Genomic DNA, 24,221 nt, shown 5'->3' on the forward strand with positions numbered 1-24,221 from the left:
GGAGGAATGGTGAATTCAATCGATCAGGTATGCCACTGCTCCCAAGTTTCGAGTGACATGACCTCCATCTCTGTCTTAGGGTCACGTCCCATTAGAGCCTCAACGGCAGTACGCACCTGAAGTCCCTCAAATAGAACGTGATAGAGCTGACGAGCAATCGGCATCTGGACCCCATACTGCTCAGAAATTTCATGGGCCGCCTTGGTCGTGCGAATTCCCTCGACAACCATTCCCATGGATTCAAGCACCTCATCCAGCGGTTTACCTTGGCCTAGAAGGTAGCCAGCGCGCCAATTCCGGCTGTGCTGGCTTGTAGCTGTAACGACAAGGTCGCCCACCCCAGCCAATCCCGCAAACGTTAAAGGATTGGCACCCATTTCGACGCCGATCCGGGTAATTTCAGCAAGCCCGCGGGTAAGCAAAGCAGCTTTGGCATTATCCCCAAAGCCCAGCCCATCCGACATGCCTGCACCTAGTGCAATGATATTCTTCAAGGCGCCTGCAAGCTCAACACCTATCACATCACGATTCGTATAAACACGAAAGTATGAATTCATAAATAATTCCTGAGCACGCTTAGCTTGGATCTCCTCCTGCGATGCTACAACTACAGTAGTGGGACATCGCTTAACCACTTCTTCAGCATGGCTGGGACCGGACAATACAACGATCTGGCCCTCTGGACAGTCCAATTCTTCAGAAATAACCGTAGAAATCCGCTTCATACTTTCTGTTTCGAAGCCTTTTGTTGCGTGAAGAACAAGCATATCTGGCTGCCAATACTTCTTCAGCTCCCTGGAGACCGACCTAACAGCAGAAGATGGGGCCACCATTACGACGGCTTCAGCCCCCTTCAGCGCCTCTCCCATATCGGTTGTCGCATGAATATTGGGCGACAATGTTACTCCAGGCAAATAATGCTCATTCCGATGCTCATGATTTACTTGTTCTGCCTGATTCTTATTCCGGGTCCATAAAGCCACCTCAACGCCGTTATCTGCCAGTACGCTTGCCAGAGCCGTACCCCAGCTACCTGCTACCAAAACAGCTGCCTTATTAAACAACCCGTTTCCCTCCTTTGGATCCCAGTTTGTTCTCACGACCCTGAATCAGCTTTACGATATTACTGCGATGCCGCCAGAAGGCAAACACGCAGATAATGAGACTGGTCCATAAATATGGCCCGTGTTCACCGGTAAATAGAAGGAAAACCGGCGTCAACAACACAAAGATCAAGGAACCAAGCGAGACGAATCGTGTAAACACGATGGATAGAATCGCAATAATCCCGGCGTATAAGGCTGGGAAGAAGAAAAGGGTTGCCATCACACCTATAGTTGAGGCAATGCCCTTTCCGCCGCGGAACCGGAAATACACCGGCCAGTTATGGCCGATGATTACAGCGATTCCACAAAGCGCTGGCACCCATTCAGATCCATTGCCAAGCCAGATCCCCAGCCATACACCTGCAATTCCTTTTAGAATATCGAGCATAAGGACAAGAACTGCAGGCCCTTTTCCTAGTGTTCGCAGCGTATTCGTAGCTCCCGCATTTCCACTGCCGTGCTGGCGAATATCAATTCCCTTAAGCGCTTTGGCCAACAGAACACTGAAGCTGATGGAACCCAGCAGATAACTGATGACCACAGCCAATATTGAAAAAATAACCATGTTATCCCCTAACCTTCATCAGACTTGCGCCGAGTGAACAATCGGATCGGTGTCCCGTCAAAATCAAATGCGGCGCGAATTTTGTTCTCTAAATAGCGTTCATAAGAGAAGTGCATCAACTCCGGATCATTCACGAAAACGACGATCGTCGGAGGCTTCACCGCAACCTGGGTTACATAGTTAATACGCAGCCGCCGTCCTTTATCTGTAGGCGGTGGGTTGATTGCAACTGCATCCGACACGACATCATTGAGCAGATGTGTCTGAACGCGCTTCGCATGCTGCTCCGATACATGCTGGACAACTGGAAGTAGCTTATGAAGACGTTGTTTGGTCTTCGCGGATAGGAACACCACAGGGGCATAGGTCATAAACAGGAAATGATCCCGAATCTTGCGTTCAAATTCCTGCATGGTCTTGTCATTCTTCTCTACAACATCCCACTTATTCACAACAAACAGAGACGCTTTCCCAGCCTCATATGCGTAACCGGCGATATGCTTGTCCTGCTCAATAATGCCTTCCTCGCCGTTAATCACGACCAAGACAACATCAGAGCGTTCAATCGCCTTCAATGCCCGCATCACGCTGTATTTCTCTGTCGTCTCATAGACCTTACCGCGCTTGCGCATGCCTGCCGTATCGATGAGCACATATCGCTGCCCGTCCTTCTCAAATGGGGTATCGATCGCATCCCTCGTAGTTCCCGCGATGTCGCTTACGATTACTCGCTCTTCGCCAAGAATGGCGTTGACTAGCGAGGACTTCCCTACATTCGGGCGGCCGATAAGTGCGACACGAATCACATCTTCATCATATTCTTCTTCTTCAATTACTGGAAGATTGTCTACAATAGCGTCCAGCAAATCTCCAACGCCAGTTCCATGGCTTCCTGACACAGCGATAGGATCACCAAAGCCCAGGTTGTAGAACTCATAAATGTGATCAACCCGATTTAAATTATCCACTTTATTAACAGCCATGAGAACCGGTTTTCCCGACCGATACAGCAGGGTTGCAACTTCCTCATCGGATTGGGTAACACCGGCCTTTGCGTCACACATAAAGATAATGACGTCGGCTTCTTCAATAGCGAGCTCAGCCTGTGCACGAATCGATTTCAGAATCGTATCCTCACCGTCAATCTCAATCCCTCCCGTGTCAATAATGCTGAAGGGCTTGCCGTTCCATTCTGCAATACCATAAATTCTATCCCGGGTTATTCCCGGCTTGTCTTCTACAATGGCTAATCTGTCGCCGATAATGCGGTTAAAGATCGTAGATTTCCCCACATTAGGTCGGCCGACAATGGCCACTACCGGTCTTGCCATACTCATTCCTCCTATACTTGAACAACCATGCAACTTCAGATTAACTTTTGTCTCCAAATTCATTGAAAAAGGGATACTATCTTAACCTATATCCACCTGAACATACGAATTCGTCTTAAAGAATCAATCATACTCTTACCCTTTGTCTTCCGTTACTCATCATAGCAAAAAAAGCCGCAATTGGCGAACATTCCGCCAAGCCACCCTAGATTTACAAATCCGTCCATTTGTATTATATCCAATCTGTAATCACTCAATCGTTCAATAAAAAACGGCGAACCCTTAATCGAGTTCGCCGCTAATCGCCAACTTACAATGGTAGCTTATTTCAATTTGCTCAGCTTATCACCAAAGCGCTCACCAAGGGTAATGCTCATTCCTTGATTGCTGAGAGAAACATTTGGATTGTTCAGCTCTTCGCGTGCAGAGTGGCCCTTATTGCTGGTTCTTTCTGCTTTAGGAGCTGGAGCCGGAGCTTCTTCTGTTTCCTTGATGCTCAAGCTAACACGCTTCTCAGAAGGATTCACGTCAAGGATTTTAACTTGAACGGATTGACCTTCTTTAAGCACTTCATGCGGTGTTCCGATATGTTTATGAGAAATTTGGGAAATATGAACGAGTCCTTCTACCCCTGGAGCAATCTCTACGAATGCGCCGAAGTTCACCAGACGCTTAACTTCACCGGTAACGATGTCACCTGTATTGAATTGATCCGCAGCCGTCTCCCAAGGACCTGGTTGAGCGGCTTTAATGCTCAGGCTGATTTTGCCCTTCTCAGGGTCAACTTTAAGCACTTTAACTTTCACTTGATCTCCTTCAGACAGAGCGTCAGATGGCTTATCGACATGGCTCCAAGCAATTTCAGACACGTGAACCAGTCCGTCCACACCGCCTACATCAACAAATGCCCCGAATTGGGTCAGACGCTGAACTGTTCCTTCGATCACTTGGCCTTCTTGGAGTTCTGCCATTATCTTTTGTTTGTTAACTTCGAACTCTTCATCCAGAACATCCTTCTGGGACAGAATCACTTTGTTGTTCTCGCGGTCGAGTTCTTTAACTTTTACGCGAAGTGTGCGACCTTTGTAATCGCTGAAATCTTCTACAAAGTGACGTTCAACCATAGATGCAGGAATAAAACCACGAACGCCAACATCAACTACAATGCCGCCTTTAACAACGTCTTTAACGACAACTTCAAATGTTTCTTGGCTGTCAAAGCGCTTTTGCAGCTCATCCCAAGCATTCTCACTGTCGATCGCACGTTTGGAGAGAACAAGGCTTTCCTTCTCATCATTGATGCTAACGACTTTTGCCTCTACTTCTTGTCCTACTTGAACAGCTTCAGCAGCGGAATCCAGCTGAACTGAAGACAACTCACGAATAGGAATAACGCCGTCATATTTATATCCGATGCTTACATAAGCCTGATTATCTTCGACTTTGACGATCGTTCCTCTGACGGTGTCCCCTTTTTTCAAGGATACGATTTGCTCCAATTCATCTTGATTTGTCGCTTCTACAGTTTCTTGCTGATCTTTCATTTCTTCCGACATCTCAATACCCTCCTCAGTTCAAAAAACCCATTTATTTAAACCCGCCGCGAAAGCGAAGTTCAAAACATTTCTTTCATGTCATAGCTTGCCAAATCCACTCTGGGTTATGCACAATATCAGCAGCTTTATGTAAGCTAACGATTATTGGATTTGAGCTTAACAATCTCTGACATGATCCTTGCTGTCGCAAGTTCGGCCGCATCTGTGCCGGGATTCTCACGAAATTCATCAAGATCTACTGGCGGTCCATAAACCACTTTCATCTTGCGGAACAGCTTATAGCTGCCCATAATCGCTACAGGAATTACAACCGCATCACTACGTAGAGCAAAGGTTGCTGCACCTTTGTTGCCTTCACCAATCTCGCCGGTTCTGGAACGTGTGCCTTCTGGGAATATCCCAATGATTTCTCCGCCCCGCAGTAATTTGAGCGTGGTCTTAATAGACTCCTTGCTGACTCCGCCACGTTTGACGGGAAACGCACCAAGCTCCCTAAATAACCAGCCAAGCACTGGAATGTTGAACAACTCCGCCTTAGCCATAAAGTGAACCTTGCGCTTCAGTAAAATACCAATCGTTGGCGGATCAAAATTGCTGATGTGATTGGAACAGAGCAGAACACCACCCTCACGGGGCACATGATGTAATCCATGGCCTTCCAACCGAAACAACAATTTATACAAGACTCTTAATAGACCGCGACCAAAATTGTAAATCATCCTTTGCTTCTCTCCATCCCATACAATCTGCACATGGATACAATTGCCTCAGCAACCTCTTCGATTGACATCTGAGTGGTATCCAGAAGTGTAGCATCGTCTGCTTGACGGAGAGGCGAGATCTCCCGCCCAGCATCCAAACGATCCCGTTCGGTGATATCGCGTTCCAGCTGTTCAAGTGATACATTCGTCGTATCCTTAAGTTCAAGGTAGCGTCTTCTTGCGCGTTCAGCTGCATCCGCGGTCATAAAGACCTTCACTTCCGCATCTGGAAGCACCGTAGTACCGATATCGCGTCCATCCATCACGACGCCTTTGCGCAAAGCCATTTGCCGCTGGAGGGTAACCATCAGACTTCGCAGCCCCTCGATTTGCGCATATCGGGACACTTGGGAACTTACCTCTAAAGATCTGATTTCACGGGTAACTTCCTTACCATCCACCAGAACCTTTTGCCCTTCTTCTGATGGTATTAAATCAATAACCAGATTTTGAGCAGTTTGAAGCACTTGTTGTTCATCTTCAGGGGAAATGCCTGACTTAAGCATTACCCATGTGACTGCTCGGTACATAGCACCGGTATCGACATACACATAAGATAGAGCTTTGGCGACCATACGAGCTACCGTACTCTTACCCGCCCCCGCGGGTCCGTCGATCGCAATGTTGATTTTCTCGTTAAGATGCCTCGATTGACTCACCAAAGGGGCATTCCTCCTCAACCTACAAGCCTCAAGAAAAAAGCAGGCATTGCCTGCGACGTGAAAATTATACCACACAACCAGAACCGATGCAAAATCGTTCATTTCCCGGAAAATCAGTCAGTTGCTTCCGTCCTATAGTCTGTTCGATACCCTTCATAGCGATCAGTGGGCGAGAGCAGATTGCGCACTGTAGGAATGGTAAGCAGTAATTGGCTGATCGCCAGCAGCATAGCAAGCGTAATCAGCAATCTGCTCATCAAACGCTGGGCACGATCGCTAAAGGAGATAAATATCTCCTCATAGTCCTCTTCTCTGGATCGATTGCTCACCAAATGCACCTCCTGGTAATTATTGATTAGTTTTACCCAGGAGATGACCTAGCCATTCTCATCGATTCCTAAAATCAAACTGTCTTTCAAAGCAGTATCTGATTAATTTCTGTCTTTCAAAATCAGTGATCCCGATAAATTTAAGCATAACTAGCTCTCGCCCAGACTCCAACTTCTTCTTGCGGACAACCTCCGCTTCAAAAGGAACATGCTCAAGAGATCCGTTCTTATAAGGAATTAAGAGCCAGCAGTCCATCAAATCTCCTTCTGCAATCACATAATTACTGTCCACATAAAAGGACACTCCACCGCCGCCGACATCCTCGGTGCGAGTAACGAAGCGGGTGTCGTCCTTTAGCTTAACAGCGATTTCAAGTTCAGCAACTACCCTAAGGAAATCTCTGCGCTGGACCTTCGTAATCGATCCCGGCTCGGGCTTACGGATGCGAACCTGTTTCACTACATCATTCGTAAAGCCAAGCACATACGTATTAAAGTAATTCTTGACCCCCTCTTCAGTGAGGAAGTAAACGGAAAGTTCATCCCCTATGTACAGCCGTTTAAGTCGGTTCTTTCCGACCTCCATGGGAACCTCCATGAGAAAGGCGTCCTCCTCCGTATCAGAAATACGAGACTTATATTCCACCTTTCCCTCCTGCTCTTCCCGGGATGCTACTTGAATATATACAAAATCGTTAATTTTCGGATACAACCTCTGTCACCGCCAACTTTAATTATTATGTGTCTAAAAGCTATTATAGCATGGCTCCTTGTTCCATGAGCTTCCGAGTAAGAAAAAATAAAACAGCCAAAACGGTCCAAAGACAGTTAAGGCTGTTTCCAAATGTATTTATCCTTGAGCTAGTCTGCCAGATTGACGGACTTCTTCTATTTTCTCTTCTTCACCGGTATCACCATTTAAGAAAATTTTGTATACCGAACCATTAATTCTTCCTCCGAACTCATAAGCAGCTATACGCTGAGAGGCGTCATTATCGATCACCACTGTTCGATGATAGCTCTCTTTGAAATCCGGATTCAAGTGCTTTCTTGCTTCGGCAAGCGACATGTTTGGCTTCGGAGTAGTTTTGCTAGTGTGCTGTTCATACACATAATCACTGCATTGCATTCCTGTCACTTCCCCATTATCCAGCGCCATGCGCAAGGACAGTTTCTCAGGGTAAATCAGCGTTCCCTTGTCAGACCGGACATAGGTCAAGCTGCCAATGTTATCATACTCGTCATAAGTGACCGCCTTCATATTGGAAAAACCTTTGCTCTCCAAAAACTTTTCCGCTTTTTGTCTTGCTTCAGCCGCACTTACTTTGCGTGGGCCAACCTCTCTCGAATTGTGGAATGAGATGAGGTCTCCACCGTTGCGGGTAAAGTCAAGAGTAACCGCAGGCTGGCCTTTCTTGCCTTGCCCTTTGTATACTGCTGTATAAGAGGCCCAATCCGTGCCGGTTCCATTTTCGTTAACTTGAAGGATTGACGGATTTGGGAGAGAAAGGAACCGCGCGGCTTTAGACTGAATTTCCTTGACCGTCGCCGGTTTTTCACCAAGCTGTTTTACGCTTCTTTTGTGATAAACACTGAGGACGGAAGGGCCATAGTCAAGCTCGGGATACTGACTCACTTGTTTATCCACAGTCTTGAAACCGTCAATGATCGTATTGTCTTTAGGTTCTGCTTCGGTAGCCAAGGCATTATCGACTTCCATCCAGCGAAGCCGGTTGGTAATGACTTTATCCTGTACCTGCTGGAGGCCCTTGGAGATTTGCTCAGAACTTTTATACAATTCCTTGAGGTTGTTCTTCTCCTTCTCAGTTAACGGCTGTTTCGTAAGATCGCGCGCCGCGGTTTGATAAGAGAATTTGGAGATACGGGATAGAAACTCTTCCGTCTGATTAAATGGAAGCAGGGTCAAAGGCAGCTGATTGATCTCACTTTGCGCCTCACTCGTAATCCGCCACACATTCATCAGTCCTTTACGATGAACGCCTGAAGAATTTGAATGGACAGCCAGCGTATTGCCAAGCTCACCATGCAGGCGATCCACATGATAGGATAGATCATGGAAGGCCCTCTGGTACTGGTTCTCTGCCTTAATTTGAATCGAATTTCTGGTCTGGCTTTCTTGGTAACCCCAGATCAGAGCACCGACGAGAAGAACCACTGCCACCGGAAACAAAACACCGCTTATTCGCGTATACATGGAATTTGCGTACTCCTTTCTTCAATTACTGCCATTAGTTTGACAAGAAGAAAGGCTCTTTATTCATAGCCCATTAGCACGTTCTATAATCAAGGTAAATTCTCTTCAATATCGAATGCATTGCTGTTATCGCATAAGCATTGCTTGAAGCCTGTTTCGATCCGTCCGCTTTCTTTCTTTCCACGAAGAATGTAACGTTCTCCGCAGTTTTTACAGGTAATCCTTACTTTGATCCGCATAGAAAAAAGCACCCCTTGCTTAGGAATTAGCTGAAAACAGCATAACTGCTAAGCTTAGGATGCCCAGTAAACATGTAACTTAGTCTCTTGTTCTCGCTTCCGTCAGTCGGAAAGGCGAACGATTGTTGGCTCTATATATTTTGCCGATACCTCCGTACCATAAAAATGCCATCAGAGGAACAATGTACCAAATCCAATATTGAGCTAAATTGTTTAGAATCCAATCGTATACACCGTGCCAAAAGATAGGAAGGATAAGAGAGTAAGCAAGGAAACGGCGGCTCTTGCCGGAAACGGAGAACTTAGCCCGGCCGAAATAATACCCCATCATGACTCCGAACATGGCATGACCGGATACAGGGAGTAGTGCCCGGATTAACAGAGAGCCGATACTTGCTTGATGAGCAAGCGCAAAAATGATGTTCTCCACCGTGGCAAATCCTAAGGATACAGCCGCGGCGTATACGATCCCATCGTAAGGCTCATCGAACTCCGTATGGTTATAAATCATATGATACAATACGAACCATTTGACCAGTTCCTCTACGCCTGCTGAGATAGCAAAAGCATACAGGAAGGAATTATCTCCAAACCACATGATCAAACCGCGCTGCAGAATCATGATCGGGAGAACGATCAGAAAGCCGAGAAAGAAGATTTTGGCTACCATATGCAGCGGCTCAGTATCATATTTGTCTTTCAAATAAAAGTATGTCAACAGGGCGATCCCCGGAGCGATCGCCGCAGTAGCGATAGAAAACAAAAACAACGGCAATCCTCCTTCTACGCCCTCGCTAGTATAACTTAGCTAATTTCAATTGAATTCTTGAACATCAAGACAAAGGTCCGCTGACCGCTCAGGTTGAGAGGCGCGGACCACCCTTGATTAGGACTGGCGTTTGAAATGGGAGCAAATCAAACTAATCGCATGCTCCGGCATAATCACTTTCCCGTATTCCTCAAGAACCGCCGGGGTAACGGAGGTAGCTTCACCGAACTCTGCCAAAATTGCGATTAGCAGAGGGTGCTTGGATTCTTCAACATCTTCCGGCTCTAAATGCAGAACCCACTTACCTTTATAGTTATACAGCCTTCCGGCTCCAGTCATTGATTGATTCAGTACATGGGCTGCTTCGATAAGCACTTCAAAATCGTCAAAGGCATAAACAATGGAATCGCTAAGCTCCAGCGTAACTTCCATCTCATAAACATCATCCGCAAGCTCCTCTTCGTTCAAGGATCCAAACGGATGGTTACGGTCATATTTGCCCCGAGTCACAATGACGACCATACCTTGAGCGGGAAGCGCAAATACTTCAACTGCTAGAGGTCCGGTGGCATCAAAGCCTACTTCATTGTAAGCCTGATCCATCATTTCAGTGAACAGGTCTTGTACCTTCGGAATTTCCTGCCACATATCCTCTTTCTGAATGCCGCGCTCGCTCAGATCATCAAATGTGAGGAAAATCCGTACCTTATCGTGGCCCAGTCTTTCTATCTTCATACAGGATCCTCCTCTCCAAGCCATGTAATGGCAGATCAGACAGCCATCTGCCTATAATGCTGGATATGGTGCTACATAGTTATGTTATCATTTCTGAGAGCTAATTGCACGCAATAAAATAGACAAAAAAAAAGAATCATGCTCTCAAAAGGCAATCGCCCTTTAGAGAACATGATTCTTAGATGAAATTTCAGGTTACAAACCAGGTATAACTGTATGCGTCTCTTTTAAAATCTGCTCCACTTCTCTTCGCACGTCGGGATTCCCTTTAATAAAATCCTTAATCGCGCTTAGATTGGAATCTTTCGAATGGGTCTGATGCGCTGCTTCGGAAGAATGTGAAGACGATTTGACACTGCTTGCGAGTGAGGTTGCATCGCTGCCTTTTGACTCACTTTTGGGAAAAGTACCATCGTTTTTGCTTTTGGACAGGTCAGCAAACTTCAACATGGATCCAGCCTGGCCAGCCGCGGACATCAATCCGTTTTTTCGCTTGGATGCCCACACAGTCGCTGCAGCCCCAAGGGCAGCCCCGAATAAAAATGATGATGTGTTCAAGTGGGTTACCTCCTTTGTATGTTAAAATCATCAATATTGTTACCGCAGTTTCTTGGACTCATGCGAAATAAAAACAGGGAAAGCGAGGATAATCATTGCACATGAAAAAATGGCTCATTGTAGCAGCAACCAGCTTACTGCTGCTCAGCTCCTGCACCAAAGAAGAAGCAACTACCCCAGCGCCTGATCAAGCACAAACGGATCAAGCTGAACCTACAAAGACTGAGGGTGCTGAACCGCCGGCAAGCACAGGGACCCAGGCACAAGTACATACACCTGCTGAGCAAAGCGCGACCGGGGAGACCGCCAAACCTACTGAACCAAAGAATACAGCTGAGCTAAAATACAAAATGGATAAAGCCTATAATATTGTGCCCATCCAGGAAGGAAGCAGTAAAAAGGTCGTACTCTTAACCTTCGATGATGGCCCAAAGAAAAAGGAAATGATCAACGGTCTAATCGACGTGCTGGATAAGCACCATGCAAAGGCTATATTTTTTGTAAATGGCTACCGTGTTAAGGAGCATCCTGAGTTACTCAAGCTGATCCACGATCGGGGCCAAATTATCGGCAATCATAGCTGGGACCATATTGAGCTCAGAAAGCTTCCCGCTGCCAAGGTAAAAAAACAGATTGAGGATGTTCAGCAAATTGTTGAGGATACTATTGGAGAAGCGCCGGTGTTTTTCCGTCCTCCCTTCGGTACGGGGGGAGATATTGGACGCCAAGTCGCCAAGGAGAACGGTCTGTTATATATGACCTGGTCTAACGGTTCCCTTGACTGGACCATGAAATCAAAAGACCAGGACAATCCAACCAAGCTGATGAACAACGTGCTGGAGCAGCTCCATCCGGGAAGCAATATTCTCATGCATGAGCTTCCTTGGACCGTAGAGGGACTGGATTCGCTGCTATCTGCCTTAGAGAAAAAGGGCTACAGTTTTGTTGATCCGAATACGATTTCAATTAAAGATTCAGAATAAGCAAAGGGAGCAGCCGGGCTAATGCCCGGCTGCTCCCTCTCATCATGGTTTTATGATTTCAAATGCTTTAAGCCCCATGGCGATTCATGCATTCCCCACCATAGCAAAAGAACGGTTAATGCAATAAATAGGATTAACAGTGAATTAAAGAACCACTTCTGCACCCTATTCCTGCTGGATGGGAACAGTTCGGACCGCGATGGAAGGTCCTCTGTTAGTCCCGCCTCCAAATCCACCTCTTCCTCAAGTCGGCCTGACAGCTTCTTCTGCTGGCGTGATCGTGAACGGGAGGTACTGAGCCCGTTTCTCTGCTCCCTCAGGTTAACACCGTCCGTTTTCGACCTTCTGTTGACCTCTTTCTCTTTTGGTAATACCTCTATAGCCCCACTAGAGCCTGGCTCATTACCCGCTTTGCTGTCGGTATACGCCGCTCTTTTCTTAAGTTGTCTTCGACTCCCGGAGAGCCTTTCTACTCTGCTTAAGCGCTCGTTCATCTCTACCTCCGAAAACGGATCACTAGGCCCGAGACCAAATCAATCAGAAAATGACAAACAATCGGTGCCCATAGTGTGCCTGAATAAATGTAAATAAGTCCCAATCCGTAGCTACTGAGAAAAACCCATCCTGTCGGAATCCAGTGACGCAAGTACCTAATATGAATCACTGCGAACAAGATGCTTGTCCAGTATGGCCCGAAGGCATGCTGGATTGCTCCGCGAAACAACAGCTCCTCACACACCGCAACAACTGCGGCAATCGCTACAATGTGCCACACAGGCCTATTGCGAAAGAGCATTTCATTAATTCCACCGTCATCCATGCTTTTCTCGGAGATTACTTTAGAAACCAGCAGATCCGCCACAAACATGACCGCTGCCAGCCCGGCTCCCCATAGCAGAAAATTATAATTATCAGGGAAATAGAATAGCTTTAACGGGTTACGCCTTTGGAACAGAAAAATTATCATGCTGATAATAAATGTTAATCCTTGAGTCAGATACAGGTTGATTAACAACAGCTGATCATTTAATTGACCTGGCTCCACCCGTTGAATTTTAATTTTCATTTTCTTTTTCATGTATTGTCTGCCTGTCCTTTTTGTTTATATTTATTAAAGCACTCTAAAGTAAAATCATACCTCAAATAAGAGACCAGATTCAAGGCGCCTAAAGATGGGATCTTAGGCCTGAAACCTTGAAAATAATTGGCAGAAAATAAGCTTTTTACGCTATTGACACCTTTTACAGACCATGTTACATTATGAAAAATTACTTTTTGGATAAACACGTTGAAGGAGAAAAGTCGCCTTTGAGCTATCAGAGAGCCGGTGGTCGCTGTGAACCGGCAGCCTTAATTGCGAACTTTAGCACTCCGGAGTTGCTGTATTGAATGAAGTAGATACAGTCGGATGAATTCCGTTATCATTCTTGTCGAAAGACAGCTGAGGCCGCATCTGCAAGGATTCGGCGAAATAGGGTGGTACCACGAACAACTCTCGTCCCTTACTACGGCAGTAGTATGCGGACTAGAGTTTTTTTGTTATATCTGGGGATTTACTCATATATTGCCCTTGGATGCACACTTGTACTTTGACACATTAACCCAATGCATGAAAAAAGCATGACCTTAAAAATCGAGCCCATGCTTCCGATGTGTTTTGTCGTTGTTTCTCGGGAAGCTTATGCTATACAAACTTGAGCCCATGCTTCCGAAGTAGTTTTGTCGTTGCTGCTCAGGAAGCTTATGCTATACAAAACTTGAGGAGGATATATCATGTACAAAGTGTTAGTGTCGGATCCGATCAGTGATCTGGGAATTCAGCAGTTGGTAGACGCAGAGGATGTAGTTGTTGAGAAGAAGACCGGCCTTAGTGAGGCCGAGCTCATCGAGATCATCCCTCAGTATGATGCTCTGTTAGTTCGCAGCCAGACCAAGGTCACAGAGAACATTATGGCGGCCGGGGACCGGCTGAAGGTTATCGGCCGTGCAGGCGTTGGAGTCGATAATATTGACCTTGAGGCTGCGACCAAACGCGGCATCATCGTCATTAACGCCCCTGACGGCAATACGATTACAACTTGTGAGCACGCCTTTGCCATGATGATGGCCTTAGCTCGCCATATCCCTCAAGCTTATGCGAAGACCATTAATGGCACTTGGGATCGTAAATCCTTCCTAGGGGTAGAGCTTCGTAACAAGACGTTAGGCGTGCTTGGCATGGGCCGGATTGGCAGCGAAGTCGCCAAGCGCGCCAAAGCCTTCGGCATGAATATTTTGGGCTACGACCCTTTCCTTACGGCAGACCGTGCCGAGAAAATGGGAGTGACCCTGGCAACGGTTGATGAAATCGTGAGAAATGCGGATTTTATCACCGTTCATACGCCTCTGACGCCTGAAACCCGGCATATGATATCAGACCCCCAGTTTGCGGTGATGAAAAAGGGTATGCGGATTGTCAACTGTGCCCGCGGGGGAATTATTGACGAGAATGCCCTGATCACTGCGCTGGATGAAGGTATCGTGGCAGGCGCTGCATTTGACGTATTTGAGCAAGAGCCACCACAGCCGGACCATCCTTTCCTGCATCATCCTCAGATTATCGTTACGCCTCACTTAGGGGCTTCTACGATTGAAGCACAGGAGAATGTGGCGATCGACGTATCGGAGCAGGTGCTGCATATTTTGCGGGACGAACCGTTCAAGAATGCGGTAAATATGCCCCCAGTCGCCGTTAGCGTGATGAATAAACTGTCTCCCTATTTTACACTTGGCGAGAAGATTGGCTCATTGGCCGCGCAAATCAATCAGGAAACCGTTCAGGAAATCCTTGTGGAATATGCCGGCGATTTATCGGAAGTAGATACTCAGCCTCTAACCCGCTATATTTTAAAAGGAGTGCTGTCTCGTCACTTCGCAAATGACGTAAACATCGTCAACTCCCTCCACTTAGCCAAGGCTAGGGATGTAAAAGTGGTCGTCTCGCAAACCGCGGCAACCCATGGCTTCACAAATTCAATTACCGTGACTCTGAGAGCCTCTAATAAACACGAACACCGCATCGCGGGCACACTGCTCACCGGCTATGGCGAACGGATTGTCCAAATTGACCAATTCCCAATCGACATTGCACCTGAAGGCCACTTGCTCGTGATCTCCCATAATGACAAACCAGGAATCATTGGTCATGTGGGCACCCTGCTAGGTCAAAATGGTGTGAATATCGCTGCCATGCAGGTGGGTCGGAAGATCGTCGGAGGCGAAGCCATTATGGTGCTAACCGTAGACAAATCGGTTCCGGCAGAGGTTCTGACTCAACTCACACAGCTGCCTGAACTGAAAAGCGCTCAGGAAATAGCCATTTAATCATATGTGTAGATAAATGAAGCCCGGCAGAAATGCCGGGCTATTTAATATCCAAGATATAGAAATGTTCCACGATGAACAAGATTAATCTTGCGCATTCAACAAAAAAGCACCCTTTTGACAAAGGATGCTGTCAAGCTTCCTGGCTTTCGACAGGCAGCTCAATGATAAATACTGTGCCTACGCCCAGTTTACTCTCTGCCCGAATGGTTCCATGGTGGGCTTCCACAATATTCTTAACAATATATAGACCTAGCCCTGTTCCTACGGCTTCACCGCGCACTCTGGCTTTATCCGCCTTGTAAAATCTATCGAAAATGTAGGGCAAGTCCTCCGGAGGAATACCAACGCCGAGATCCCGTACAGCTATACGCGCCTTCTTTCCCTGAGAAGAGTCCACAAGAGAGCCTTCTATGCGAATTCCCCCTCCCTCATGGGTATGACGGAACGCATTATCCAGTAGATTTGTCAGCACTTGCTCCAGTCGATCTTCATTCGCCTGTTCCAGCACAAGTGAACCCTCTGCTATTTCCAGTCTCAATTCAATATTACGTTCTTTGGCGCGAACATTGAATTTCCGGTATACCCGCTCCATCAATTCTTTGACGTTAGTCAGGCGCATCTCCATCTTAGTATGGCCATCTTCCATGCGGGCCAGGTCAAGCAGGTCGTGCACCAATCTTCCCATACGAAGCGACTCATCGTAAATCACCTGCACCAGCTCGCGTGCTTCCTCTGGAGAAGAAGCCATGCCGTCGAGAATTGCTTCACTATAGCCCTGCATCATCGACAGCGGGGTTCGAATTTCATGGGATACATTAGCCACAAAATCTCTGCGCATCTTCTCCAGCTTGACTTCTTCAGTTACGTCCCGCAAGACCGCTACTGCCCCGCGGACATCCCCCTCAGACGATAACGGTGCCATGTGTACAGACCAGACTCCCTGCCTCACATGAACATTCATGCTCTGGTCCCCTTCTTGTTCCAATACTTTTGTAAACATCGGAACAAGAGGCTCAGGTATCGGGACATGATCACCCGATTTCTCTCTATCAGTCAAATCCCTGTCTTTTTTCCAAGAATGCAAAATACGGTCACCGGGCGGATTGGTCAGAATGACCGTACCGGAACGATCCAATGTAATCACCGCGTCATTCATGCTTCGCAGCACACTTGCCAAATGGTCCTTCTCATGATTCAAGCTGCGGATCGTGTCCTCCAATTCTTCAGCCATATGGTTGAAGCTGTTGGCCAGCACTCCAATCTCATCACTGGTTCTCAGTGACAGGCGCGTATCATAATTCCCTTTGCGGATAGAATCAGCAGCCTGTATTAATAGACGCATGGGCTGTGTAATTTTTGTAAACAGAAACAACGCAAAAAACGTAGTCAGGGCGAACCCCGCAACGGATACAAAGAAAAAGAACCTCGTGATGGCTTCAGAGTCAGTAAAGTTCGTATCAATATAAGGCAGGACCAAAAGCCCAAGTGTCAAGAGGACCGTGGCGACCAGTACGGTAATTGTCATCCAGAGCTTGCCGACGAGCGATCTCCAGAAGTTCACCTACTTGGCAACCTCCAGTTTATAGCCTACGCCCCATACCGTAGTGATCATGGCCGCAGACTCGGGCGATACCTTGTTCAATTTCTCCCGCAGCCGCTTTACATGCGTATCGACCGTGCGAAGATCACCGAAAAATTCATAATTCCAAACATCCTTGAGCAGCTCTTCTCTGGAAAACACCTTATCTGGTGAAACCGCCAAATAATGAAGCAATTCATATTCCTTCGGTGTCAGACTGACCTCCTGGCCCCCTGCAGTTACCCGGTGTGCATCATGCTCAATAATTAGGTGAGGGAACACGATATTATTGCTTGTCCCATTCTCCTTCGTTAAGTAAGCGGTAGCAGACGATCTACGGAGGATAGCTTTTACCCGGTAAATGACCTCACGCGGACTAAACGGCTTGACCACATAGTCATCCGCTCCCACTTCAAAGCCCTGAACACGATTGATTTCTTCTCCTTTAGCCGTCAGCATCAGCACCGGGGTAGATTTGACTTGTCTTAACCGATTGCAAACCTCTATGCCATCCATGCCAGGCAGCATGACGTCCAGGATCACCAGATCATATTCTCCGCCACCTGCCATTTTCAGTGCTGTCTCCCCGTCTTCTGCTTCATCAATCTCGAAGCCTTCCTTCTCCAAATACATCTTAAGCAGGCGGCGGATTCTTTCCTCATCGTCCACTACCAAAATTCGATTCACTTGCTCTGACATCTTAACAACCCCTTCATCATCTTCCCCGATTCCTGTTCTTTCCTCACCTGTCCTATTTTACTATTGCATAACACGGGAGTTCAAACGAAATCTGCAAAAAACAAGGCGGCTGCCCGGCCGCCCTATCTTAACTTCAACTACCAAGATCCTTTATCGCTTGCTGCGCTTCTCAGCAGTTTTGGCGCTTTGCTTCAAGCCTTCAATTTCAGCTTTGGTTAAATGACGGAATAAGCCGCGCTTCATAGTTCCAAGATACAAATCCCCGAAAGCAATGCGCTTCAAACGCTGAACAGGGTGGCCAATCGCTTCAAACATCCGACGGACCTGCCGATTTCTGCCTTCATGAATCGTAATCATAATCGTTGCTTCTTTATTGTCAGGATCAACGTCATGATACTCCACTTCAGCCGGGTGGGTCATCCCGTCATCAAGCATAATCCCTTTCTTCAGCTTATCCAAATCCGTGCCGTGAGGAACGCCTTTAACGGTAGCTAAATAAGTTTTGGGTACATGGTGCTTGGGATGAGTCAATAAATGGGCAAAATCTCCGTCATTCGTCAGGAGAAGCAGCCCTTCCGTGTCGTAATCAAGCCGTCCAACCGGATATACTCTTTCCCGAACTCCCTTCAAATAATCGGTGACAATCTTGCGGCCCTGTGGGTCCGTGGCGCTCGTGATCACGCCCTTCGGCTTATTCAGCAGAAGATAAACCTTCTTCTCTGCCCCGATATTTCGGCCCTCCACCGTAATGGAATCTACGGACGGATCCGCTTTGGTGCCTAGTACGGTAACCGTTTCACCGTTAACCTGGACTTTGCCGGCCAAAATAAGCTCCTCGCATTTGCGGCGCGAAGCTACTCCAGCTTGTGCCAGTATTTTCTGCAATCTCTCCATGAATTTAAGTCACCTCATCTTCATGATACCCATATGTCACATAAATCACAATACCATAACACGCAAAACGCCCTCGGAAGAGGGCGGAATTTGCTGTCGAAAGCTGCCTATCATTTCTTATTTTTGTTGGCTTTTAGGAATTAAACAAGAGCAGGCATACAGCGATAGCTGCAATGAAGCCTACAATATCTGAGAACAATCCAACCTTCAGTGCATATTTCCCATTTCGGATGCCCACGGCTCCAAAATAAACAGTTAGCACATACAGCGTAGTATCCGTGCTTCCTTGTATCGTAGAAGCGATACGCCCAATCATGGAGTCAGGGCCATAGGTCTTGATCAGATCAGTTGTAAATGCCAGTGAACCTGTCCCTGTCAAAGGTCTAAGAAATCCTAATGGAAGCACTTCTGCTGGAGCATGGAACCAATTCATAACAGGGGCAAGCAAGCCGACGAAGAAATCCATAGCTCCGGAAGCTCGAAAAACACTGATGGCAACCATCATCCCTACCAGATGAGGAATAATCCCGATGGCCGTAGAGAAGCCGTCCTTGGCCCCATCTACAAACGACTCATATACAGGAACTTTTCGCATCGACGCATAGAGTGGAATAAACGCAATCATGACGGGAACCGCCCAAGCGGAGATAAGATGAACCCAATTCAATTCAACTCACTCCCCATCTCCACAGTCTTATGACCTGTAGTTGGAGGTACAAACGGCTTTCTCCTGTCTCTAGATCTATACCATCTGTCGGCTAGAATGGCAGCCATTGTAGCAATGGCAGTGGCTAGCAAGGTGCTCCCAACAATCTCGGCAGGATTGGCGGAGTTGAAATTCAGCCTGATGGCAATTAAGGTGGTGGGAATTAAGGTGATGCTTGCGGTATTTAGAGCCAGCAGGGTGCACATGGCCGGAGATGCTGTGGTCTTATCTGGATTCAAGCGCTGCAGCTCCTGCATTGCCCGGATTCCCATAGGGGTCGCAGCATTGCCGAGTCCGAGCAAATTGGCACTCATATTTGACAGAATATAGCCCATGGCAGGGTCATTCTTCGGCACATCTGGGAACAGAAAAGAAACTACAGGACCAAGCAGCTTAGAGATTTTCCGAACAAGCCCGGCTTCCTCAGCAAGCCGCATAATGCCCATCCAGAATACAAGAACGCTAATAAGCCCGAAGCAAACGGTCACTCCAGTCTGCGCTCCCTCAAATGCTGCCTTTGTCACGACATTGATATCCCCTTTGAATGCGGCAAAACCAAAGCCGATCATCAGCATCCCCAGCCATATCTTGTTCACCATAGTTCCCGTTCTCCCCTCTACGGTCGTTCTATATATACACTTAGCCTGCCTGTTTCTTATCCGCGCCCGCTTCTGGCTTAAGCTTGATGGGAACATAGCCGATTGTTCTCCCTTGCAGCGTAAAGATCAATCTTGGCTTCGTTCCGAAGGAAGCGCCTCTCTGTCCTCCGCCCTCCACACGGCGGCTGACCTGATCAACCTCCGACTGTTTAAGCGGGAAGCGGTAAGCTTTGGCCGCCATATAACTTGTCCCCTCAATCTCCTGCTTGTCTTCCACCAATGTTCTTAACGGATAATGCTTAAAACCGTAATCCAAAAGCTGGCGGTGATCATTCCAGTCGTCTCCATCATTTAAAGTAACGGCGACCAGCTGCTGCTGATCACGGGTTGCCGAGCTGACAAGGCAGCGGCGGGCTATTTTTGTATAGCCTGTCTTTACGCCATCTGCCCCCTCATAAAACCGGAGCATTTTGTTTTTGTTCAGCCATTTATAGTCCCATGCATCGTTCGGATTGGGCACCGATTTGGAAGGAGTGCGAACAATCTCCCGAAATTTCGGATTATGCAGAGCATAAGCCGTTATGCGTGCGAGATCACTCGCTGTAGAATAATGATCCTTGGCATCCAAGCCGTGCGGATTCGCAAAATGGGTTCGCGTAAGCCCTAAGAACTTCGCCTTAGCATTCATCAAATGCACAAAGCCTTCCTCAGAACCCCCTACATGCTCGGCGATCGCAGTTGCCGCATCATTTCCTGAGCGCAGCATCAAGCCGTACAGCATATGTTCGAGCTTCATTTTTTCACCCAACTGTAAGTATATCGAGGATCCTTCTTTGGCATATGCGTTCTTTCCCACCTCGACAGACTCGTCCAGCTTACCGTGTTCGATGGCAACGATTGCCGTCATGATTTTGGTCAAACTGGCAATGGGCAGTATCCGATCTCCCTGATGCTCATACAGGAGCCGCCCTGATTCCACATCCATTAATGCGGCAGCCTGAGCATGTGTAGTTGGTTCAGTCTTATCAGCATCTGCCGGCTTCGCTTGAGCCGGACCAGATATCAGCAAAGCTGAGCATAAAGCGATGACCAGGATCCGGCAGGATAGCGTACGTGTGTTCATAACAATTCCTCCAAGCAGATCTAAGATGAATACTTGTCTTTAATTTATGCAAAAACCTTTAGAAGTATGTCCTACTTACAAGAGAGGTCAATCATTGGTCAACAACAAAACCCTTCCATAAAGCGGAAGGGTTCTGTCCTAGAAATGTTGTTAACCCTTAAGCAAAGGGTTGACCGCTGGATGATGAGTGGGAATGGGAAGAAGTGCTCGACTGTGCATTTTGGGAGTCTGAATTTGAGCCATTGTTACTCCCTTGTTGCCCCGGAAACATCGACTGCACTTTATCCACCATCGTAGGCACCGCATCGATCAGCTTCTCAAAAATATGCGTCTGGTTATCCAGAGGTACTATATTTACACCCTGCTGTCCCACAACGAGAAAAGCGATGGGATTGATGGATACACCGCCCCCGCTGCCGCCGCCAAACGGGCGGTATTTACCATCTACGCCGGTAATTGGCTCAGCATCAACATTAAAATCACTTCCGCCTGCTGCAAAACCAAAGCCTACACGGCTGATCGGAAGAATCGTGTTACCGCCCGCTGTCTCCACCGGTTCGCCCACGATGGTGTTCACATCAACCATGTCCTTGATGTTCTCCATTGCGGTCTGCATGAGCCCCTGTATCGGATGATCGTTCATGATTTCTTACCTCCTTTATACAGCAGTAATATCAAGCGTTATTACATTTCCCTGCTGTGTTCGATACTATTCACGAGCATGAAAGGGACTTTTATCTCCCAAACAGCACGGTCTTCCACTTCTTCATGCCGCCCTTGATCCGTACAATCCGAAGGGTAAGCCTGAGCAGTGTATACAGCATAAACCCGAGTCTCAATTGCCCAATGCATGTAAATTCCGTTCCAAATTGGGGCTCTACGCCAAAGCGCGGACGTATCATAAGCTTAGGTGGACGGGTCATATGAACCTTATAGGACAAATACCCTACCAGTACGGATTTCAATGCCCATAAGGATCCGCTAAGAATTGCCGTCTGATCAGCTTCTTTTAAAGCAAAAAAAGTAGCCCAATCCAGTCTTGTTACCTGCAGATGCTTGATGAAGTCACGATACCAGCCTTTAAAGTTAAATGTTGACTCTTTCATATCTTTATAAAGAGCAGCCCATGTCTGTAACCTCTCTACGCCGATGTGCTGCTCCGTCTCTTTACTTTGATCCTTAGCTATTCCTCCAGTCTGCTGGCTTTCTACTTGCAGTCCCTGTTTGAAATTATCGAATACGATCTTTGGCACTTCATAATGGTAATTGACCCAATTAAACAACAGGCCAATATCCAAAGTGATGGCTTCCTCTGCTCCATGCTTCCTAACCTGGACCTTTATCGTAATCCGCGACATTAGGAGAATCACGAACAGCAGCAGCAGCAATCCAACAATAATGCCGATCCCTATCCATACTCGCAAGACCCTACCCCCTTGATCCTTCAGTCCGTGTGCAGGCTCTGTTAGTATGGCTTCCTACATAGGAAAAAATCCACAAAAAAACATCCGTTCAAAATTGAACGGATGTTAGAATCAATCCACATCATCGATTGTTAGCTGCTGGCTTTGAAGCCGCTCAAACAGGTTCTGCGTCTCTTCTTCCAAAGCCTCGGCATCCTCAAACATCTCCGGATCAGGCAAATCCTTCAAGCTCGCAAGGCCAAAATAATCAAGAAAGGCTTTGGTTGTCCCATAAAGAATCGGCCTTCCGATCGCTTCAGCGCGACCCACCTCTTCAATCAAATCTTTATTCACCAGCGTATGGATAGCGCGCTCCGCTTTCACGCCTCGAATCTCCTCAATCTCCACACGCGTGATCGGCTGCCGGTAAGCAATAATCGATAGCGTCTCAAGCGCAGCCTGAGATAATGAGGATCTAGAAGGTGAATAGGCCAGCCGTTCAAAATAAGGAGCATGCTCCGGCAGCGTCGCCAACTGATAATTTCCCGCGATTTCTATAATTTGAAGCCCTCTTCCTTCCTTAGAGAATGACTGCTTCAAATCTTCAAGCGCATCCTTGATAACTTCAGGCCGCTGCTCAACAACCTCACTCAGCTGCTTTAAGCTCAGTCCTTCCTCTCCGGCCAGAAACAGCAGGCCTTCAATAATTGATTTCAATTTCTGAAAATCCATCCAGCTTTCCTTCCCCTCTCCATTCCATCACAATATCATCGAACAGCTTGTTCTGATAACAGACGATTCTCTTCATCTTCATCAGCTCCAAGATCGCCAGAAAGGTAACCACAATTTCATGCCGGTGCATCTCTTCATGGAGAAGCTTGGAGAACAGCATTCTTCCTCCTGGTCCCGTCATCTCAAGTGCAGAAACAACCTCCTGAATCCGATCCTTAACGGAAATTTCATCACGATGAATTCGGGCTACCGTGCTGCGCTTAGCCGCTTTACGTAAAGCCTTCTGAAATACGGCAATCAGATCAGCGGCATGCAGGCCTTCAACGGGATTCTGGTGAACCTCGGGCATATAGGGAGTCAGATCTTCAGGTTCCTTAGAGAATATAAGACTCCGTTCCCACTGCTTATCATGCAGCAGCTCGGCGATTCCTTTAAATTTCCGGTATTCGACCAGCTTGCGAATCAATTCATCCCGAGGATCTTCTTCTTCCTCCAAGGTATAATCAAATTCATCCTCCCACTCAATCACCGGTGGTTTAGGAAGAAGCTGCTTGCTCTTTATAGACAGCAGGGTCGCGGCCATGACCAGAAATTCACTAGTAATCTCAAGCTCGAGCTCCTGCATGCTGTTCAAGTAATCCAAGTATTGATCGGTAATTTCGCTGATGGAGATTTCATGGATATCTATTTCCGCCTTATCAATCAGATGCAGCAGAAGATCCAGCGGGCCTTCAAAGGTCTCCAGCTTATAAAGTACAGTCATGCTATTATGTGAACCTCCACCCGTAAAAAGAAAATGTAGCGCTCTTTGCAAAGAGCACTACATTAAATAAGCACTATTTTAACTGTTTCGTCAAGTTCGCCATCTCAATTGCCGCTGCAGCAGCATCCCAGCCTTTATTACCAGCTTTGGTTCCTGCCCGCTCGATCGCCTGTTCAATATTCTCTGTAGTCAGCACTCCAAAGATGGTTGGAACCCCAGTCTTGAGACCGATTGCTGCAACTCCTTTGGCAACCTCGTTGCATACGTAGTCATAATGCGAAGTTGATCCGCGAATAACGGTTCCTAAGGTAATCACTGCATCGTATTTCCCGCTCTCCGCAAGCTTCTGTGCCGCGAATGGAATTTCAAACGCTCCCGGTACCCAAGCAACATCAACTTCCTCATCTTGTACCCCGTGACGTTTTAAAGCATCTAGAGCCCCACCCAGCAGCTTGCTGGTAATAAATTCATTGAACCGCCCAACCACAATTGCATATTTTAAACCTTCTGATACTAAATTCCCTTCAAAAATGTTACCCATTCTCTCA

General features: G+C 47.1%; 27 protein-coding genes and 1 other annotated feature. Of the genes, 2 read left to right on the forward strand and 25 right to left on the reverse strand.

The window, feature by feature from the left end:
* Window positions 1–23 precede the first annotated feature (23 nt).
* The 12 genes from DCC85_RS12875 to DCC85_RS12930 all read right to left on the reverse strand — a co-directional run bounded on the left by DCC85_RS12875 (window position 24) and on the right by DCC85_RS12930 (window position 10,826).
* Window positions 24–1,064 (reverse strand): NAD(P)H-dependent glycerol-3-phosphate dehydrogenase, encoded by a 1,041-nt coding sequence (locus DCC85_RS12875; protein WP_108465958.1) that lies wholly within the window; start codon window positions 1,062–1,064, stop codon window positions 24–26.
* Entirely contained in the window at window positions 1,057–1,671 is a 615-nt protein-coding gene (plsY, locus tag DCC85_RS12880; protein ID WP_108465959.1) for a glycerol-3-phosphate 1-O-acyltransferase PlsY, read from the reverse strand. The genes DCC85_RS12875 and plsY overlap by 8 nt, the downstream gene beginning before the upstream one ends.
* Before the next feature lie 8 nt (window positions 1,672–1,679).
* Window positions 1,680–3,002 carry a ribosome biogenesis GTPase Der gene (gene der / locus DCC85_RS12885; RefSeq protein WP_108465960.1) on the reverse strand — a complete coding sequence of 441 codons (1,323 nt, stop codon included), beginning with the start codon at window positions 3,000–3,002 and terminating at the stop codon, window positions 1,680–1,682.
* A gap of 323 nt (window positions 3,003–3,325) precedes the next feature.
* Entirely contained in the window at window positions 3,326–4,558 is a 1,233-nt protein-coding gene (gene rpsA, locus DCC85_RS12890; protein WP_108465961.1) for a 30S ribosomal protein S1, read from the reverse strand.
* Window positions 4,559–4,692: 134 nt separating this feature from the next.
* Window positions 4,693–5,277, reverse strand: coding sequence for a lysophospholipid acyltransferase family protein (locus tag DCC85_RS12895; RefSeq protein ID WP_108465962.1), 585 nt, complete (start codon window positions 5,275–5,277; stop codon window positions 4,693–4,695).
* Complete coding sequence (gene cmk / locus DCC85_RS12900; RefSeq protein ID WP_234414162.1) at window positions 5,274–5,981, reverse strand: (d)CMP kinase; 708 nt, start codon at window positions 5,979–5,981, stop codon at window positions 5,274–5,276. Before cmk ends, DCC85_RS12895 begins: the two co-directional genes overlap by 4 nt.
* A gap of 113 nt (window positions 5,982–6,094) precedes the next feature.
* Window positions 6,095–6,310 (reverse strand): hypothetical protein, encoded by a 216-nt coding sequence (locus tag DCC85_RS12905; RefSeq protein WP_108465964.1) that lies wholly within the window; start codon window positions 6,308–6,310, stop codon window positions 6,095–6,097.
* Between the two features lie 58 nt (window positions 6,311–6,368).
* Window positions 6,369–7,022, reverse strand: coding sequence for a flagellar brake protein (locus tag DCC85_RS12910; protein WP_108465965.1), 654 nt, complete (start codon window positions 7,020–7,022; stop codon window positions 6,369–6,371).
* A gap of 138 nt (window positions 7,023–7,160) precedes the next feature.
* Window positions 7,161–8,525, reverse strand: a complete 1,365-nt coding sequence (ypeB, locus tag DCC85_RS12915) for a germination protein YpeB (RefSeq protein WP_108465966.1) — start codon at window positions 8,523–8,525, stop codon at window positions 7,161–7,163.
* Between the two features lie 318 nt (window positions 8,526–8,843).
* Window positions 8,844–9,533 carry a glutamic-type intramembrane protease PrsW gene (prsW, locus tag DCC85_RS12920; protein WP_108465967.1) on the reverse strand — a complete coding sequence of 230 codons (690 nt, stop codon included), beginning with the start codon at window positions 9,531–9,533 and terminating at the stop codon, window positions 8,844–8,846.
* 117 nt (window positions 9,534–9,650) lie between these two features.
* Complete coding sequence (locus DCC85_RS12925) at window positions 9,651–10,268, reverse strand: genetic competence negative regulator (RefSeq protein WP_108465968.1); 618 nt, start codon at window positions 10,266–10,268, stop codon at window positions 9,651–9,653.
* Between the two features lie 195 nt (window positions 10,269–10,463).
* Window positions 10,464–10,826, reverse strand: a complete 363-nt coding sequence (locus tag DCC85_RS12930) for a hypothetical protein (protein WP_108465969.1) — start codon at window positions 10,824–10,826, stop codon at window positions 10,464–10,466.
* Window positions 10,827–10,927: 101 nt separating this feature from the next.
* Here DCC85_RS12930 and DCC85_RS12935 point away from each other — a divergent pair, with 101 nt between their 5' ends.
* Window positions 10,928–11,809, forward strand: coding sequence for a polysaccharide deacetylase family protein (locus DCC85_RS12935; protein ID WP_108465970.1), 882 nt, complete (start codon window positions 10,928–10,930; stop codon window positions 11,807–11,809).
* Between the two features lie 50 nt (window positions 11,810–11,859).
* Here the strand turns inward: DCC85_RS12935 and DCC85_RS12940 are convergent, their stop codons facing one another.
* Together DCC85_RS12940 and DCC85_RS12945 are read right to left on the reverse strand one after the other, a co-directional pair.
* Window positions 11,860–12,303 (reverse strand): hypothetical protein, encoded by a 444-nt coding sequence (locus tag DCC85_RS12940; protein ID WP_108465971.1) that lies wholly within the window; start codon window positions 12,301–12,303, stop codon window positions 11,860–11,862.
* Between the two features lie 2 nt (window positions 12,304–12,305).
* On the reverse strand, window positions 12,306–12,887 hold the full coding sequence (locus DCC85_RS12945) for a CPBP family intramembrane glutamic endopeptidase (RefSeq protein ID WP_108465972.1): 582 nt from the start codon (window positions 12,885–12,887) through the stop codon (window positions 12,306–12,308).
* 201 nt (window positions 12,888–13,088) lie between these two features.
* Window positions 13,089–13,315: a binding site (T-box leader), on the forward strand.
* Window positions 13,316–13,582: 267 nt separating this feature from the next.
* Between DCC85_RS12945 and serA the strand changes: the two genes are divergently transcribed.
* Window positions 13,583–15,172: a phosphoglycerate dehydrogenase gene (gene serA, locus DCC85_RS12950; protein ID WP_108465973.1), complete on the forward strand. Its 1,590-nt coding sequence runs from the start codon at window positions 13,583–13,585 to the stop codon at window positions 15,170–15,172.
* A 133-nt stretch (window positions 15,173–15,305) separates the two neighbouring features.
* Here the strand turns inward: serA and DCC85_RS12955 are convergent, their stop codons facing one another.
* From DCC85_RS12955 to ribH, 11 genes are all read right to left on the reverse strand, one after another.
* Window positions 15,306–16,736 (reverse strand): HAMP domain-containing sensor histidine kinase, encoded by a 1,431-nt coding sequence (locus DCC85_RS12955; protein ID WP_108465974.1) that lies wholly within the window; start codon window positions 16,734–16,736, stop codon window positions 15,306–15,308.
* Window positions 16,737–17,453, reverse strand: a complete 717-nt coding sequence (locus DCC85_RS12960) for a response regulator transcription factor (protein ID WP_108465975.1) — start codon at window positions 17,451–17,453, stop codon at window positions 16,737–16,739. It abuts the gene before it with no gap.
* A 150-nt stretch (window positions 17,454–17,603) separates the two neighbouring features.
* On the reverse strand, window positions 17,604–18,347 hold the full coding sequence (locus DCC85_RS12965) for a pseudouridine synthase (RefSeq protein WP_108465976.1): 744 nt from the start codon (window positions 18,345–18,347) through the stop codon (window positions 17,604–17,606).
* Window positions 18,348–18,480: 133 nt separating this feature from the next.
* On the reverse strand, window positions 18,481–18,972 hold the full coding sequence (locus tag DCC85_RS12970) for a spore maturation protein (protein WP_108467854.1): 492 nt from the start codon (window positions 18,970–18,972) through the stop codon (window positions 18,481–18,483).
* Between the two features lie 38 nt (window positions 18,973–19,010).
* The gene (locus DCC85_RS12975) at window positions 19,011–19,652 is read right to left on the reverse strand and encodes a nucleoside recognition domain-containing protein (RefSeq protein ID WP_108465977.1); all 642 of its coding nucleotides are present in this window, start codon (window positions 19,650–19,652) and stop codon (window positions 19,011–19,013) included.
* A gap of 40 nt (window positions 19,653–19,692) precedes the next feature.
* Window positions 19,693–20,775: a D-alanyl-D-alanine carboxypeptidase family protein gene (locus DCC85_RS12980; RefSeq protein WP_108465978.1), complete on the reverse strand. Its 1,083-nt coding sequence runs from the start codon at window positions 20,773–20,775 to the stop codon at window positions 19,693–19,695.
* Window positions 20,776–20,932: 157 nt separating this feature from the next.
* Window positions 20,933–21,418, reverse strand: a complete 486-nt coding sequence (gene ytfJ / locus DCC85_RS12985) for a GerW family sporulation protein (RefSeq protein ID WP_108465979.1) — start codon at window positions 21,416–21,418, stop codon at window positions 20,933–20,935.
* Between the two features lie 91 nt (window positions 21,419–21,509).
* The gene (locus tag DCC85_RS12990) at window positions 21,510–22,199 is read right to left on the reverse strand and encodes a DUF2953 domain-containing protein (RefSeq protein ID WP_108465980.1); all 690 of its coding nucleotides are present in this window, start codon (window positions 22,197–22,199) and stop codon (window positions 21,510–21,512) included.
* Window positions 22,200–22,310: 111 nt separating this feature from the next.
* On the reverse strand, window positions 22,311–22,910 hold the full coding sequence (gene scpB, locus DCC85_RS12995) for an SMC-Scp complex subunit ScpB (protein ID WP_108465981.1): 600 nt from the start codon (window positions 22,908–22,910) through the stop codon (window positions 22,311–22,313).
* Window positions 22,879–23,673, reverse strand: coding sequence for a segregation and condensation protein A (locus tag DCC85_RS13000; protein WP_108465982.1), 795 nt, complete (start codon window positions 23,671–23,673; stop codon window positions 22,879–22,881). Before DCC85_RS13000 ends, scpB begins: the two co-directional genes overlap by 32 nt.
* A 73-nt stretch (window positions 23,674–23,746) precedes the next feature.
* Window positions 23,747–24,214 (reverse strand): 6,7-dimethyl-8-ribityllumazine synthase, encoded by a 468-nt coding sequence (gene ribH / locus DCC85_RS13005; protein WP_108465983.1) that lies wholly within the window; start codon window positions 24,212–24,214, stop codon window positions 23,747–23,749.
* Window positions 24,215–24,221 lie beyond the last annotated feature (7 nt).

The organism is Paenibacillus sp. CAA11 (assembly GCF_003060825.1).
Classification (GTDB): Bacteria; Bacillota; Bacilli; order Paenibacillales; family Paenibacillaceae; genus Fontibacillus.

Bases quoted from the DNA above. Each gene is read 5' to 3' on its own strand.
- plsY (WP_108465959.1), bottom strand. From the start codon at position 1,671: ATGGTTATTTTTTCAATATTGGCTGTGGTCATCAGTTATCTGCTGGGT.
- der (WP_108465960.1), bottom strand. From the start codon at position 3,002: ATGGCAAGACCGGTAGTGGCCATTGTCGGCCGACCTAATGTGGGGAAA.
- rpsA (WP_108465961.1), bottom strand. From the start codon at position 4,558: ATGTCGGAAGAAATGAAAGATCAGCAAGAAACTGTAGAAGCGACAAAT.
- DCC85_RS12895 (WP_108465962.1), bottom strand. From the start codon at position 5,277: ATGATTTACAATTTTGGTCGCGGTCTATTAAGAGTCTTGTATAAATTG.
- ypeB (WP_108465966.1), bottom strand. From the start codon at position 8,525: ATGTATACGCGAATAAGCGGTGTTTTGTTTCCGGTGGCAGTGGTTCTT.
- DCC85_RS12925 (WP_108465968.1), bottom strand. From the start codon at position 10,268: ATGAAGATAGAAAGACTGGGCCACGATAAGGTACGGATTTTCCTCACA.
- DCC85_RS12935 (WP_108465970.1), top strand. From the start codon at position 10,928: ATGAAAAAATGGCTCATTGTAGCAGCAACCAGCTTACTGCTGCTCAGC.
- DCC85_RS12940 (WP_108465971.1), bottom strand. From the start codon at position 12,303: ATGAACGAGCGCTTAAGCAGAGTAGAAAGGCTCTCCGGGAGTCGAAGA.
- DCC85_RS12945 (WP_108465972.1), bottom strand. From the start codon at position 12,887: ATGAAAAAGAAAATGAAAATTAAAATTCAACGGGTGGAGCCAGGTCAA.
- serA (WP_108465973.1), top strand. From the start codon at position 13,583: ATGTACAAAGTGTTAGTGTCGGATCCGATCAGTGATCTGGGAATTCAG.
- DCC85_RS12960 (WP_108465975.1), bottom strand. From the start codon at position 17,453: ATGTCAGAGCAAGTGAATCGAATTTTGGTAGTGGACGATGAGGAAAGA.
- DCC85_RS12965 (WP_108465976.1), bottom strand. From the start codon at position 18,347: ATGGAGAGATTGCAGAAAATACTGGCACAAGCTGGAGTAGCTTCGCGC.
- DCC85_RS12970 (WP_108467854.1), bottom strand. From the start codon at position 18,972: ATGATTGCGTTTATTCCACTCTATGCGTCGATGCGAAAAGTTCCTGTA.
- DCC85_RS12975 (WP_108465977.1), bottom strand. From the start codon at position 19,652: ATGGTGAACAAGATATGGCTGGGGATGCTGATGATCGGCTTTGGTTTT.
- DCC85_RS12980 (WP_108465978.1), bottom strand. From the start codon at position 20,775: ATGAACACACGTACGCTATCCTGCCGGATCCTGGTCATCGCTTTATGC.
- ytfJ (WP_108465979.1), bottom strand. From the start codon at position 21,418: ATGAACGATCATCCGATACAGGGGCTCATGCAGACCGCAATGGAGAAC.
- scpB (WP_108465981.1), bottom strand. From the start codon at position 22,910: ATGGATTTTCAGAAATTGAAATCAATTATTGAAGGCCTGCTGTTTCTG.
- DCC85_RS13000 (WP_108465982.1), bottom strand. From the start codon at position 23,673: ATGACTGTACTTTATAAGCTGGAGACCTTTGAAGGCCCGCTGGATCTT.
- ribH (WP_108465983.1), bottom strand. From the start codon at position 24,214: ATGGGTAACATTTTTGAAGGGAATTTAGTATCAGAAGGTTTAAAATAT.